The organism is Exiguobacterium acetylicum (assembly GCF_022170825.1).
GTDB classification, from domain to species: Bacteria; Bacillota; Bacilli; order Exiguobacteriales; family Exiguobacteriaceae; genus Exiguobacterium_A; species Exiguobacterium_A acetylicum_B.
In genome coordinates this window covers 1,227,383-1,241,628 of sequence record NZ_CP081878.1, presented here as the reverse complement: position 1 = coordinate 1,241,628, position 14,246 = coordinate 1,227,383, and the positions used below count along the sequence as shown (strand labels likewise).

At 50.6% G+C, this 14,246-nt stretch carries 15 protein-coding genes and 1 riboswitch; of the genes, 2 read left to right on the top strand and 13 right to left on the bottom strand.

What is annotated here, in order from left to right; translation table 11 throughout:
* The first annotated feature begins 101 nt into the window (after positions 1 to 101).
* The gene (locus K6T22_RS06345; protein ID WP_238240146.1) at positions 102 to 356 is read left to right on the top strand and encodes a hypothetical protein; all 255 of its coding nucleotides are present in this window, start codon (positions 102 to 104) and stop codon (positions 354 to 356) included.
* A 45-nt stretch (positions 357 to 401) separates the two neighbouring features.
* Here the strand turns inward: K6T22_RS06345 and K6T22_RS06340 are convergent, their stop codons facing one another.
* The 13 genes from K6T22_RS06340 to K6T22_RS06280 form a co-directional block, all read right to left on the bottom strand.
* On the bottom strand, positions 402 to 950 hold the full coding sequence (locus tag K6T22_RS06340; protein WP_238239503.1) for a class I SAM-dependent methyltransferase: 549 nt from the start codon (positions 948 to 950) through the stop codon (positions 402 to 404).
* 96 nt (positions 951 to 1,046) lie between these two features.
* The gene (locus K6T22_RS06335; protein WP_238239502.1) at positions 1,047 to 1,784 is read right to left on the bottom strand and encodes a Bax inhibitor-1/YccA family protein; all 738 of its coding nucleotides are present in this window, start codon (positions 1,782 to 1,784) and stop codon (positions 1,047 to 1,049) included.
* Positions 1,785 to 1,841: 57 nt separating this feature from the next.
* The gene (locus K6T22_RS06330) at positions 1,842 to 2,633 is read right to left on the bottom strand and encodes an AAC(3) family N-acetyltransferase (protein ID WP_238239501.1); all 792 of its coding nucleotides are present in this window, start codon (positions 2,631 to 2,633) and stop codon (positions 1,842 to 1,844) included.
* A gap of 13 nt (positions 2,634 to 2,646) precedes the next feature.
* The gene (locus K6T22_RS06325) at positions 2,647 to 5,652 is read right to left on the bottom strand and encodes an AAA family ATPase (RefSeq protein WP_238239500.1); all 3,006 of its coding nucleotides are present in this window, start codon (positions 5,650 to 5,652) and stop codon (positions 2,647 to 2,649) included.
* Positions 5,634 to 6,755, bottom strand: a complete 1,122-nt coding sequence (locus tag K6T22_RS06320) for an exonuclease SbcCD subunit D (RefSeq protein WP_238239499.1) — start codon at positions 6,753 to 6,755, stop codon at positions 5,634 to 5,636. The genes K6T22_RS06325 and K6T22_RS06320 overlap by 19 nt, the downstream gene beginning before the upstream one ends.
* Before the next feature lie 138 nt (positions 6,756 to 6,893).
* Positions 6,894 to 7,250, bottom strand: coding sequence for a hypothetical protein (locus K6T22_RS06315; protein WP_238239497.1), 357 nt, complete (start codon positions 7,248 to 7,250; stop codon positions 6,894 to 6,896).
* Positions 7,251 to 7,371: 121 nt separating this feature from the next.
* The gene (locus tag K6T22_RS06310; RefSeq protein ID WP_238239496.1) at positions 7,372 to 8,379 is read right to left on the bottom strand and encodes a ThiF family adenylyltransferase; all 1,008 of its coding nucleotides are present in this window, start codon (positions 8,377 to 8,379) and stop codon (positions 7,372 to 7,374) included.
* Positions 8,376 to 9,140 carry a thiazole synthase gene (locus K6T22_RS06305; RefSeq protein WP_238239494.1) on the bottom strand — a complete coding sequence of 255 codons (765 nt, stop codon included), beginning with the start codon at positions 9,138 to 9,140 and terminating at the stop codon, positions 8,376 to 8,378. Before K6T22_RS06305 ends, K6T22_RS06310 begins: the two co-directional genes overlap by 4 nt.
* A gap of 2 nt (positions 9,141 to 9,142) precedes the next feature.
* Entirely contained in the window at positions 9,143 to 9,343 is a 201-nt protein-coding gene (thiS, locus tag K6T22_RS06300; RefSeq protein ID WP_238239493.1) for a sulfur carrier protein ThiS, read from the bottom strand.
* Positions 9,340 to 10,284: an FAD-dependent oxidoreductase gene (locus tag K6T22_RS06295; RefSeq protein ID WP_238239492.1), complete on the bottom strand. Its 945-nt coding sequence runs from the start codon at positions 10,282 to 10,284 to the stop codon at positions 9,340 to 9,342. The genes thiS and K6T22_RS06295 overlap by 4 nt, the downstream gene beginning before the upstream one ends.
* Positions 10,281 to 10,871: a thiamine phosphate synthase gene (locus K6T22_RS06290; protein WP_238239490.1), complete on the bottom strand. Its 591-nt coding sequence runs from the start codon at positions 10,869 to 10,871 to the stop codon at positions 10,281 to 10,283. Before K6T22_RS06290 ends, K6T22_RS06295 begins: the two co-directional genes overlap by 4 nt.
* 85 nt (positions 10,872 to 10,956) lie before the next feature.
* Positions 10,957 to 11,059, bottom strand: a riboswitch (TPP riboswitch).
* Positions 11,060 to 11,115: 56 nt separating this feature from the next.
* Positions 11,116 to 12,336, bottom strand: a complete 1,221-nt coding sequence (gene nagZ, locus K6T22_RS06285) for a beta-N-acetylhexosaminidase (protein ID WP_238239489.1) — start codon at positions 12,334 to 12,336, stop codon at positions 11,116 to 11,118.
* On the bottom strand, positions 12,333 to 12,758 hold the full coding sequence (locus K6T22_RS06280) for an OsmC family protein (RefSeq protein WP_023467853.1): 426 nt from the start codon (positions 12,756 to 12,758) through the stop codon (positions 12,333 to 12,335). The genes nagZ and K6T22_RS06280 overlap by 4 nt, the downstream gene beginning before the upstream one ends.
* Positions 12,759 to 12,948: 190 nt before the next feature.
* Between K6T22_RS06280 and K6T22_RS06275 the strand changes: the two genes are divergently transcribed.
* Entirely contained in the window at positions 12,949 to 14,133 is a 1,185-nt protein-coding gene (locus K6T22_RS06275; protein WP_238239488.1) for an MFS transporter, read from the top strand.
* Positions 14,134 to 14,246: the final 113 nt, after the last annotated feature.

The following is a 14,246-nucleotide window of genomic DNA, read 5'->3' as shown; positions in this document are numbered from 1 at the left end:
TACGGTGGAACAAAGGAAGGTGTTCACTATGGATTCTGTCGTCACGTTCGCACCACTGATCGTATTATTCTTCATCTGGATGTCCTTATCGCAAAAAGTGGATGTCCTTATCGCAAAAAGCGGACGAAGCAAAACGCCGTCAACAAACCATTCTAAAGAAATTACAACGCATCGAGGAACATCTCGGTCTAAATGAGGTGTCTTTAGAAGAGGCAGCCTTACAAGTCGAACTGGTTCAGTTGCTCAAAGAAGGCAAAATGGTCGAAGCCGTCAAACGGGTTCGGGAATCACTCGGCTTCTCCTTACTCGAAGCAAAACAGTATGTCGATCACTTGAAAGAAGAACATGGACTTTAGTCAAAAGACCATCTGACGTATGTGTGTTAGATGGTCTTTTGACAATTAGACATTCGGTTTTATCGCATCAAGAATTAACGAAGGAAATTTCATCTGTTCTGTATTCCGAGGATCATATCGTTTCGACCTGAAAATGATACCGTCTGTACCTTTCCAGTCCGCTTGATGAAATACTCCGTTCTCATCGTAATATTCAAGTAGTCGTACTTGAAATCCAGCTTCTTCAAATACGTTCTGTAGCGTTTCATACGTATAGACGATTTTGTGACTCGCTGCTGGATGGTCAGCAGGACCCGGACCACCGACTTGAACGATTGTTTGGTAGGCGTCATCCCGAAAATAACCGTCCGGGACTGCACAGCGGACGTAACCCCCTTGCTCAAGATAGGCGTAACAGTGCCGTGCTGCTTCCTTTCCTTCTTCGAGCGTCAAATGCTCCCAGACATGCTCGGCAAGAATTGCTTGCAACGTGTCGCTCGAACACAATGTCTCCCAATCAGACCAATTGAGCAGATTCAGCTCATCTTCCTGTGTATGATACCATCCTGGATTATTATGATACGGTCCCGCCCCAATAACGATGCGTTCTTTCATGTGATATCCCCCTTCTCGCTAACTACTTCGTATTTCCCAAGGTCATCCCTGCTTACGACAAAAAACAGACGACAGAGATTCCGTCGTCTGTTGCTGTTAGTCTCGCGCCGCGAGGCGGTACAAGAGATCGAGTAATTCGATATAGAGCCAGATGATCGTGACGATCAATCCGAATGCCGCGACCCACTCCATTGATTTTGGAGCACCTGCGCGAACTTGTTGCGAGATGAAATCAAAATCCATCACGAGTGACAGGGATGCGACGATGACGATGACGAACTGAATACCGAGCGCAAGCGGTGAGCTGCCTGTCATGAATGGGAGATCGACACCGAATAACGACAGGATCAAGTTGACCGCGTACAAGACGAAGATCGAGAGAATTGCCGCTGTAACCGCCGAACGGAAACGTTGCGTTACTTTAATCATCCCCGTCGAGTAGACGAACCACATCGCAAACGCAACGACGAATGTTGCAAGGACTGCCTTTCCGACGATGCCTGGGTACATACTTTCAAAGACGAGCGATAACGCTCCGACAGCGACACCTTCAGCTAGTGCATAGACTGGTGAAAGAACAGGCGCTGTTGCCGGTTTGAAGGTAATGATCAGGGCAAGAATCAGACCGATGACAAATCCACCGATTAATGCTGGGAATAGGAACGCTTGGTTTTCTGCGAGGAAGAACCAACTTCCCCCTGCTGCTGCCGTGACGAGAGCGAGCATCAAGAAAATCTTGCTCATCGTTCCACTCTTTGTCATTGGTCGTTCTCCGACACGTGCTGTATCGAATCCACGACGCAATGCCGGGTTAACTTTAAAACGTGAAGCCATTGCATTCACTCCTTTTTATGATTCTGTTGTCTACTACGATGGTTTCCCGAAAAAGTTTCAAAATAACCATTGATCGAGCGCTTTTAATTGCAACATGACGACAGGAATCGATGCTTTGGCATCAATTCGGTACGATTTTGCCTGACCAATCAAACCGGACGTCACGAAATCTGCGTTTTCTAATGCTTCACCAATCGGACCAAATGCATCACTATCGATTTGACGATGTCGGTAATGAATGAACCGCTCGGATGCCCCTTCTCTGACTTTACAGCCATCTTCAACGTCCGGACGATTCAATCCATATTCCGCGTAATGCCAGACGGTCGTCGTGTCCCATGGTGAGCCGATATGGAGGATTTGACCGCCCGCTTCAATGAATCGTTCGATCGGTGATCCCGGACCGAAGCCGTTTTCTACTGTATGGTCGGCAACGAATATTGCTGCATCTTTCCCCCACGCAGTGACGGACCACATCGGATGATCGCTTCGGACGACACCTGGATACGTCCGAAAGACTTCCGGTACGCGCCCGATCCCGCGCGTGACCGTTTTTGCCGGATCATAAGCAGGCATCTCCCGGCGGATTGTTTCCCACCATTCTTCAGGCACAGCCGGTTGACTCCAGTTCTTCGGGTCTGAATTATCCGTACTTTGCGCCGGCATCATGATCAAGCCTTCTGCTGTAACGACTTCCTGTAATGCTTCGATCAAGGCTTGAACACCACCTGGGATCCAGCCGATTTGTTTGAGCGACGTATGGACGAATAATTTCATCCCCGGTGTCACACCTAATTCGCGTAACGCTTCTTTGATTTGTGATTTCGTGACCATGTTTCGTGTTTCCATCGATCCTAGCTCCTTACTCGACGACTAGTGTAATCGTCGACCCCGTTTTTCCTTGTTTGACTTCGATTTTGGCATCAACACGTGATTTGAGTTCCTGGACATGACTGATGATCCCAACCATTCGACCGCTCGCTTGGATTGAGAGTAACGTCTCGATTGCTTGTTCGAGCGATTCCGGATCAAGCGTTCCGAATCCTTCATCGATGAACATCGTCTCGAGTGATACCCCACCACTCGCTTCTTGGACGACTTCTGACAGTCCGAGCGCAAGTGCGAGCGACGCCTTGAAGCTCTCTCCACCGGATAACGTCTTGACGTGACGTGTTTGTGACGTATAGGCATCAAAGACATTTAAATCCAGCCCATATTTCTTGAGCCCTTTTCCGGCTTCTGTTTTCCGTTCAAGCTGGAAACGACCGGATGTCATCTCATGCAGATGTCGGTTCGCAGCAAACAAGATTTCGTCGAAGTATGCCGTTTGAACATACGTCTCGAATGTCATTCGTTGTGCATTTTCACCGACACCGACACGGGCGAGTTCTCCGATGATGCCGTATCTTGCGTCCTCATCTTCGATTTGGCGTTGCAAGTTTTCCCAAGCTGCCATCAATTGATTAATGTGTGCCCGTTCCTTCTCTAGCCCAACCCGCCGATCCGTTTGCTCTGCTAGTGTATCCGTCGTCTCTTTTACCGCCGTCCGCAACACATCAAGATTCGGACGAACCTGTCCGTCCGTCTTCAAGCGAACGTGTTCCTGTTTTAACTTCAGTTCCTGCCGCTCTGAGCGATCCTGCTCGAGTCGTTCGTGGAGATGACGAAGGTCTTCGCGCGACCGTCTCGCTTCACGGAAGGCTTCAATCGTTGGGAACGCTTCTTCTGATAAGACAACACGTAGTTCCTGTTCGCGTTTCGTTAAGCGATCGCTCTGTTCCGCAAGTGCTTCAGTCAATTGACGGAATCGTCCTTGTTGTTCTGCTAAGTCACGATCGAGCTGCTCCTTCTTGCGTAACTGGTGTTGTTTGTCTTGCTCAAACTGTTTGATACGCGTTTCTGCCTGTTGTTGTTCCTCACGTAGTTCTGGTAACGATTTCGCGGTTTCTCCGGATTGACTCAAACGACCCGTTAGATGTGCCAGTTCCGATTCGATACCAGTACGGTCTTTTACCACCCTATCGATGTTCAGTTGTAGCTGCTCCATGGATTGCTCAAGTTGTTGCAGGCGTGTCTCAAGACGTCCTTTTTCCGTCTGCGATGCCGCTAACCGTGCTTCCGTCTGTTCGACTTCCCGGAGCTGTAACGCAATATCAGCGTGTCCTGACTCGTTTTCACTGGTCTTTTGAATCTCGGTCGTCAGTTGTTGCAGACGCTCCGCAATCGTCCGGTAAGAGGCTTGCAACTCTTGATGCGCCTGTTGTGCTTCTAGGAACCGCTGTTGCGCTACGTCGACGGATAGTTCCTGCGCGACGACGACAGCGTGTTGCGGATGGGTCGTGCTACCACAAACAGGACAAGCCGTTCCGTCCGTCAGTCCTTTCGCAAGTTCAGCAGCCAGTTGTTCCCGTTCATGTTTACGTGCTTCTTCATATTGGCGAGCCGCTGTTTCTTTTTGATCTCGAACGCTTGTACCACGAACGATCAATTGTTGTCGTTCTGCTTCCAACTTGTCATGTTCAGCGTACTTCGTCGCTAGCTGTTGTAAGGTAAATCGACGTTCTTGTGCCTGTAAGCGTTCCACTCCGACGTTTTGCAGCGGACGAAGTTGTTCTTGAACCGTCTTACGATCCACCCGTACTTGTTCCAGTTGTTTTCGTAACGTTTCCGGATCGAGTTGTTTTAACCGTTCTGTAAGTTGTTGTTGCTGTTGTCGCAAGACGGCTTCCGCTTCTAAGCGTTCGCGCTCTTCCTGAATTTTTTCAAGGCGACGATTTAATTGTTCGATGTTCGGTTCTTCGGCCAATAACCGCTCGACTTTCGCTTGTACAACCGCTTGTCGCTCCGTTAAACGAGTGACCTGTTGCTCCGTTTCCTGCTTCCGCTGCTTAAGTTGCGTCAGTTGTTCCTGATCTTGTTGCCACTGATCATGAATCGGTCCAACAACTTGAGCGCGTTCAGCCGCTGTTGCTTCTTCTTGCATCCGCTCAATCTCCGGTAACCGGTCGTGCAACTTTTGTGCTGTCCGGTGGAGTTGCTCTTGTTCCTGAAATGCGGATTCGAGTTGTTCGCCTTGCTGCAACAACAGTGTTTTTTCTTCAAGGATTGCGCGTGTCTGTACTTCAGCTTGACGTGCAGTTGCTAACGATTCGTCGCGTTCTGTCGTCAAGGCGTCCATCCGCAGACGTATGTCTGCTTCCGTCAGTTCACTCCAGTTCGATTGCAAGGGTAGTTCTTCGAGCTTGGCCCACTGTTTCGTCTTCGTTTCCTTAATCCGTGCTGCAAGATCAAGTGCTTGCCGGTGCAAGCGTTGCTGGAATTCACCGTAGTGCTCCGTCTTGAACAGCTGCTTGAGAATCTGGAGCTTATCTTTCGACTCTGCCATCAACAGTTCGCGGAACTTATTTTGTGGTAACAAAAGAATTTGTGAAAACTGTTTATGGTCGAGCTGGATCAATTCTTGAACGCGTTGCTTGATTTCCGGAATCTTGACCGCAAGCGGTTTCCACATCGTTCCGTCGAACCGCGCGAACTCGGCTTCATGCGAATAGCCAGTTTTGTTGACCGGATGCGGTTGACTCGGTTGGCGGATGATCCGGTACCGTTCCCCTTTAAGGGTGAACTCCAGTTCGACTTCCGTCTTTTGCTCGGGCACAGCGAAATGACTGCGCAGTTCGCTCATTTCCCGTTCACCACCAGACGTCTCACCGTACAGAGCGAATGTCAGCGCATCGAAAATCGTCGTTTTTCCTGCTCCGGTATTTCCAGAAATGACGAACATCGTCCGCCCGGCAAGTGCCGTGAAATCAATCGTCTCTTCGCCAGCAAACGGTCCAAAGGCGCGTAATGTCAGTCGTTCTGGGCGCATGTCGCTTCCTCCTTCAAGACGGCTTGCATCGCTTCCGTCGGTTTCTTCTCGCGGACCGCTTCATAGAACTCACTGAACAGATCCGCAACGGACGCATCCTTGACCTGCTCCCGCGACGCTTTGACTGCCCGGGTACTCTCGCGGACGAAACCAATTCGTTCGAGGTGTAAGATGTTCGGATAGATCTTTTTCAGCTTGCCCATCGGATCCATCAAGGCTTCGCCGTCCGTTAGATTGATTTTTAAGTAATCGTCCGTCGCTTGCGTCGCGACGAACGTCGGGTCTGTCAGTTCACTGAGACTACCGGTCAACTCTCGCAAGTCACGTTTTGGTGCAAGCGGTTCGAATCGGCGATCAAACGTACCTCCATCGTTTAACGTCAGAATATCGATGCCCTTGACGTGACTTGCTTCTGAAAACGAATATTTCAAGAGTGATCCGCTGTAACGAACCGTCTCCGATTGAATCGCCAGCGGATTATGCAGATGACCGAGCGCTGTATAGGTAAACGGTGAAAATTGGCTCGCGCTGACCTGTCCTGCCGTTCCAACCGACAATTGTCGTTCTGAATCCGTCTCGAGTCCACCGATCACAAAGGCATGTCCAACGAGGACACTCGGTCCCTCTGGTGTACAACTCGCAAGGATTGTTCGCATCGCGTCATCATGTGTCTTGATCGTTTCGTCCTTGTGCACGTATCGGACCGTCGCTGGATCCGCGAACGGCACTGGATAAAACGAGACTCCTTTGATCGTGACCGGCGTAATGACCGGCGTTAGTTTTCCGACGAGGTGCAAACCTGCCCGTTGCAATAAGGTCGTACCGAAACTCAATCGTTCGGCTGAGTCATGGTTCCCACTAATCGCAACGACCGGGATGTCTCGGTCGAGAATCAAGGAAGCGAGCGTCTCATCAAGTAGTTCGACGGCTTCCGTCGGTGGCACGGCACGGTCGTATAAGTCACCTGCAATGACGATCGCATCTGGTTGCTCCCGATCGACGAGTGCCAAAAAATCGGCCAGGACCGCTCGTTGGTTTTCGAGCATCGACTCGCCATGAACGATTTTTCCAAGATGCCAATCGGCAGTATGTATCCATTTCATCTTCATCACACTCACTTTTTAAATATAGTAGCTTAAGTGTAGCATGTGAGCGTCCGTACTGCGACGAACATCCGTTTGGAACACAAAAAGCAGAAGGCGGGTGCCTCCTGCTTTTCTTCCGACCAAACAATGGACTCGTTATTTCATCCGTTGTTTGCGAAAACGTTGGACGGAACGAATCACTGAAACGGAACCACCGATGATCGCGCCGACACCGACGACGATACCCGTTTTGAATTTCGTCCCTTGTTTTTCGGATGTATGCGTTGCTTGATTGTGTTCAAAAAGTTGTTGGAGGGGCGACGACGTCTCGACTTCGAGAATTTTCGATGCATCCTGATGCACGTCTTCTCTACGTTCGACACTACAAGGTGACAGATAGAATGGGTTCAAGTTCGTCCGGTACCGATTCGGATTCCAGTTGGCTTGTTGGACAACTGCCTGTTTCTCTTCCGTCTGTGCCTGATCCTTGATTGGATCGAATTCTTGTTTCATCTGAATCACTCCTCTTCACGTTCAAGACCTGTAGACCGATTTACGTCTGAAGTCTTATTTACCTGTTTTTTAAACATTTAAAACATATATATCAAAAATTAGTTTACCGTTTTGTGAACGTTTACCCGAAATAGGCGTGATAGAGCCGTTTTGCTTTGACGAGATCGGCTTCGCCATGAATCAATACGCGACCATCTTGGAAGGCGACCATCCGATGTTCATCCGTCGTAAACGCTAGCAAGTATGGATTATGGGCAGAAATTGCTGCGACCGGCTCGAGGCGTTGCTTCAATTGATCGAGATCCCGCTTGCCGTCCCCCCGAATCTGGACGGCATCACGACCGCAAAGTGCCGTAAAACGGACCGTCTGCTCCGATAAGTAAGGATACACCGGTCGAGTACCGCATGAGGGACATTCCGTTTGCTTCAACGATTGAACGTTGATTTGTTGGAACGTGTTCGACCAGATGTCAAAGGCAAGGAGACGTGTCCGCATGGCGTCCGTCTTACCGCTCAACCACTTCAGCGCTTCCGTCACTTGTAGAGAGGCGACCATCTGAACAGCCGGACCGATGATTCCTGCCGTATCACATGTCTCCTGATCACGTGGTAATTGATCGAGCAAACAATGGAGACACGGTGTCTCTCCCGGACGAACCGTAAAGGTGATCCCGTAACTGCCGACGCAACCACCGTAAATCCACGGAATCGAACGCAATAACGCCATGTCGTTCATCAGCAAACGAATATCGAAATTATCCGTTGCGTCGATGATCAAATCGATGCCGTCTAATAGCCACGTCAGCGATGCTCGGTCGACGTCTAACACGTGCGCTTCGATCGTTACCGTCGAATTGATTGCTTCAAGACGTGCTTTCGCAGCAATCGCCTTCGGTACGATGTGCCGTGCATCTTCCTCCGTATAGAGTTGTTGCCGTTGTAGATTACTCCACTCGACATAGTCCCGGTCGACGATTCGGACGACGCCGACACCGGCACGAACGAGTTGTTCTGCCGATGCTGTTCCGAGCGCCCCCATCCCGATGATCAGTACCTTTGCTACTGCTAAACGTTCTTGTCCTGCTTCCCCGATCGGTTGAAATCGAGTTTGACGTGAATAGCGGTTCATCGGATCAATCCACTCGCTGGACTACTCGCAACCGCATACTGTTTCTTCTCGATCCGCCCTGCTTCGTATCCTAAACGCCCCGCTTCGACTGCTAGTCGCATCGCGTACGCCATCTTGACCGGATCTTGGGCATGAGCGACCGCCGAGTTCAATAAGACACCATCTGCTCCGAGTTCCATCGCATAGGCGACATCGGTCGGTGAACCGATGCCAGCATCGACGATGACCGGAACCGTCGTCTGTTCGATGATGAACTGTAGATGAAGTGGGTTGAGAATGCCTTGTCCGGAGCCGATCGGTGACGCTGCTGGCATGATGGCGTGACAACCGAGTTCTTCAAGACGTCGTGCAAGCACGACGTCGTCCGACGTATACGGTAAGACGATAAATCCTTCTTTAAGCAACTCTTCAGAGGCACGTAATGTCTCAATTGGATCCGGTAACAAGGTTTTGTCGCAACCGATTACTTCAACCTTGACCATGTCACACATGCCGGATGCTCGTGCGAGTTTCGCTAGCCGGACGGCCTCTTCCGCTGTCTTCGCACCAGCCGTGTTCGGCAGTAGATCGTACTTCGTTAAATCAAGCGACTCCAAGAAATTCGCTTGTTGTTTATCAAAGATGTCAAGTCGACGGACGGCAAACGTCAAAATTTGTGAAGCGGAAGTGTCAATCGCCTCCTGCTGTACCGTAGCATCCGTATATTTCCCTGTACCGAGTAATAACCGTGAGTCAAATGTCTTTTCTCCAATTTTCAGCATGCTTATCCTCCTCCTACGAAATGAACGATTTCAAATGTGTCATTGTTCCGAACGACCGTCTGACCGTAAGCTCCGCGGTCGATGATTTGTCGGTTCTGTTCGACGATGACGAGCTTTTCTCCTAAGCCGAGTTGCGCAAGCATTTCCTCGATCGTTTCAATCTGTTCGATCGTATGGTCGTTTCCGTTAATCGTAATGTTCATCGGACTTCCTCCTTCTGAATCAATCGTAATGCTGCTGATAATACTTCCGCTGTCGCCGGCGCGAGTAAAATACCATGTCGGTGATGCCCCGTCGCTAGGAAGATGCGACGCGCAGACGCGGCGACTCCGATATACGGTAAGCCGGATATCGTTTGTGGTCGTACGCCGGACCAGACTTCTTCGATGACCGCGTCGCGAATCGGCGGATAGAGACGTTCTGCTGCTTGAAGCAGTGACGTGACCCCCGCGACACTCACGCCGACCGTCTCATCATGCGGTAATTCCGTCGCACCGATCAAAATCCGTCCGTCCGCTTTCGGTACGAGATAGACAGAATCATCGAACAGAATCGAGCGTAACGGTCGTCCCGCGAGACGGACAGCAAGACACTCGCCTTTGACCCCATACGTCGCAATCGAAATGCCGGCTGTCGCGAGCAAGGCTTGCGACCCCCGTCCGGCAGCGACCGTCACCGTTCGTCCTGTCCACATTCCCGTCTTCGACTCAACCTTCACGACGTCATCGCTCTCCTCGATACGCGTGACATCCACCTGTTCTTCGATTGGTATCCCCCGCTTGTGTAAAGCAAGTGTCAATGCCTTCGTCAGTCGTCGCGGATCGATTTGACCGACCGATGGAAATAAGTACTCTTCTTCGTCTCGTTTTAACAAAAACGGTTGTTCCCGGTAGCCACAATCGATGCCTGTCTCGCGCGCGAGGCGTCGCGCAAGTAACGGATACAGATGGCGACTTCGAGCGGCAAGCGCATGCAATTCATCACGTAGCTCGATGTCCGTCGCAAGCATTCCGGCAGCTGCCCGACTCGTTCCTTGCCCGCATGTTCCGCGCTCAAGGACAAGAACGGATTCGTTCTGACAGGCGAGACTGTAAGCAAGCGTCAAACCGATGACTCCACCACCAATGATGATGTGATCCGTCATACCCGTACCCCCTGATAACGCTTGATCGCAGCAAGTGGATCCGTTTGACCGAGAATGCCTGACAAGACGGCGATTCCGGTTGCACCGGTCGCTGCGATCTCAGGAATGCGATCTGGTGTAATGCCGCCGATTGCAATGACTGGTTTTGTCGTAAACGTAACGACTTGTTTGAGAGCATCGATTCCCCGTGATGGGAGATCCGGCTTCGACGACGTCGGATAAATATGACCGTACAGCAATCGATCGGCACCTTCCGCTTCTGCTGCAAGTGCTTCTGCCAGTGAATGAACGGATTTTCCGATTGTCAGATTCGGAAAGTGTCGTTTTACATCGCGGACGCGTAAGGAATGTCGCGTCAATTGCACACCGATGCCACCGACATGGGCAACGTCGACACGGTCATGAACCGTTAACTGATCAGGCGAATATCCTTGCGCAAGGAGCGCGTCAATTAAATCGAGCAACTGTCCCGCTGATAAAGCCGGTTCCCGCAGATGCAATTGATCCGTATAAGGTTGAAGGGGTCGAAAGATCTCAACTTTGTCACGCAGATCGATCGAACCTGTTGTAATCAGATGTAAACGCATCGCTTTCTTCCTTTCTAGACGAAAAAGGACCACTCCCGATGTTGAAAGGAGTGGTCCGAAAATGCGCTGAAGCGCTAAGGATATCTAAGGTTTCGAGCCACTTCCCTCCGCTAGTACGAACTAGATCAGGTTCAAAGGGTCCGGATACTTCCGTCTCAGTCTGCTGGGAGACTCCCCTAGTGTCTTTTCGTGTTTAGTTGGCTTGCCCCATTAGTCTAGCATGAGTCGCTTTACTTCGCTAGTCCTAGTTGAGCGCTTCCACTTGCTGAACAAGCTCCGATTTCGTCGGTCGCTCTTGCTCCTGACTATTGGCATACGTCTGCTTCAACTTCAGGATTCGCATCACTTTTGCATCGAGCATCTCGGTCGTCAGCGTTTCTTCTTTGATGGCTTGCATCACTTCAGCATGGACCTTCGTATAAGCACCTGCATCTGAAAACATTGCCATGTCAGCCCCATTGACGAGTGACTGCCGCGCTGCTTCAGCGAGACCATATTGTTGCGTGATCGCTCCCATGACAAGATCATCCGTAATGATGACACCCTTGAATCCAAGTTGCTGACGCAAAAGATCAGTCAGGATTGGCTTCGAGAGCGAGGATGGATTCTGATCGTCATACGCGGGATACAGAATATGGGCGACCATCACCATCTCGGCACCCTCTTGGATCGCTTCTTGAAACGGTAACAGTTCCGTCCGCTTCAGTTCTTCCTTTGATGCCGTCACTTTCGGCAGTCCGACATGGGAATCGACACTCGTATTTCCGTGACCCGGAAAATGTTTGACGACCGGAATCGTGCCCGTCTCCTGCATTCCGTGCATCAGTGCTGTACCAAAGGTCGCGACGGTCTTCGGATCAGCACTTAAGGCACGGTCACCGATGATCGGATTGTTCGGGTTACTGTTAACGTCTAGGACTGGTGCGAAGTCCATGTTGAATCCATAATACTGCGATACATGACCGAGCGTACGTCCGACGTCTTCCATCTTCGCCGCATCTGCCCCTTGCGCCATGCGTTGGCTCGTCGGCAGACGTAATCGTTGATCCGGTACCCGGCTGACCCGTCCACCTTCTTCGTCAATCCCGACGAACGCATACGGTTTTTGGTTCGTCTCTTGGATCGCTCGCGTGAACGTCAACAGTTGCTCTTCTGACGTGATATTTCCGCCGAGCAGTAAGACACCACCAATTGCGTGCGTCCGCAACAACTGCCGGTCTGCCGCTGAGAGTTCCGTACCAGCGACGCCGATGTAGAGGAGCTGGTCGACTTTTTCAGACGTCGACATCGCTGCCAGTTGTTGTTTTCGTTGTGCGTGTTGTCGTTCTTCCTTCGTCGGCTCAGATTTCGGTTTCTTCGCCTCGGTCGGTTGCTTCGTTTCTGGTTGTGATGATTTCGTTGGTTCCGTCGTCTCCTGCGCACACCCTGCAAGCAACAGACAACCGATCAGTACGGTTTTCTTCACAAAGGATCCTCGCTCCGCACACCATTAATCGAATAATAGACGGAAATCTCAGCGTTCAGGGATTGTGAGACCGAACAATATTTATCTTTTGATAACGAGATGGCACGCCGGACCTTATCTTCCGGGAGATCGCCTTCGAGTCGGTAATGAATCGAGATCGATGTAAAACGCCGTGGATGATCCTCTGCTCGTTCTCCTTCGATATCCATTTCGAAATGAGTGATCGTCAAGCGCATCTTCTCTAAAATCGAGACGATATCGATCCCCGTACAGCCGGCAACGGCATGTAGCAAGAGCTCGGTCGGTCGTGGTGCTTGATTTTCACCACCGTTTTCGGGTGCTGCATCCATCGCAAGATGGTGACCTGATTCCGTTTGTCCACTAAACCCCATCTGTTTGTTCCATGTCACTGTCGCTTGCATCGTTTCCACTCCTTTATCAGTAGTCTTCTTTTGTAGTATACGCAAAAAACAGAAACCTTGGAAATTCACGCGCTATTTCGAATAATGGTTCTTTTCCCGGAATCTTGTTTTGCGATACCCGACGAAATCGTTTCGTGCTATCCTGTTACTCATAGTTTCGCGCGCAAGCGCTAGAATTGAGGAATCATCCATGTCACCTACTACTCGTTTAAGTCGACGCGATTGGCTCTTGATCGCCACGTTGTCGCTCCTGACGTTCGTTCTCGGAACAAGCGAATTCGTCATCGTCGGGATCCTCGCTGAAATCTCCTCAGCCCTTGATATTACGATCGCAACAGCGGGTACGCTCGTCTCTGCTTTTGCCATCTCCTTTGCGATTGGTACACCAATCGTCATGTCGATGACCGGTCATTTAGAACGGCGTCGTCTGATTCTTCGTCTGTTACTTGCCTGGGTCTTACTGAATCTTGCCAGTAGTTTTGCGCCAAGTTATGAAGTGTTACTTGCCACCCGCATTCTGACAGCCATCTTAACCGGTGTCTTGATCTCGCTTGCAATGGTCGTCGCAAGTGACGGTGTGCCGGTCGCGAAGCGCGGTGTCGCCGTCTCGTTCATTTTCGGTGGTTTTACACTCGCGAACGTCCTCGGTGTCCCGATTGGTACGTTCATCGGTCAACACGCTGGATTCGAAGCCACGTTTTGGCTGACGACAGTTATGGGATTGATCGCGTTTCTCGCTGTGTGGAAGATCGTTCCCGTCCAGCAATCAACAGGTTCCGGTTCGATTAAAGAGCAGCTCGGATTGTTAGCCAATCCACGAATCTTGATCGCCTTCTTTATTCCATCGTTCGGCTTCGGGGCAACGTACGTCGTCTACACGTACCTCGTCCCGATCCTCCAAACGGAACTCGGTATCGCGAAGACATGGATCAGTCCGATCTTGCTCGCTTACGGTGTCGTCTCGATCTTTAGTAACATCCTTGCCGGTAAAATCGCTAGCAAAAATCCGATGGGACGATTACGATTCGTCTTCGTCGTGCAAGCAATCGTCCTTGCTGCCTTATACTTCACGACAGCATCGCTCTCACTTGGACTGTTTAACATCGCCTTGATGTCGTTGATGTCGATTCTACTGACGACTTCGACACAGATCTACTTGATTGATCTCGCTGAAAAGTTCAATCCGGAAGCAAAAGGACTTGCCGCTTCGTTGATGCCAGTTGCGAGTAACGTTGGGATTGCTTTTGGTTCGGCACTCGGGGGCATCGCCTATGCGAACGGACCGATGATGAACACGGCACTCGTCGGTGGACTTGTTGCGCTTGTCGCTGCTTTATTGACCGCAATCAGTCATCGCCTCGATCAACGGTCGTGAAACCGTTACCTTACGCTTTTTTGTAACAGGTCGATGACGGTTCAATGACGTTATGATGATAGTTCCCATCTGACTGATGATTTTTCAGTATGATGGGGACTATGTTGTAGTAG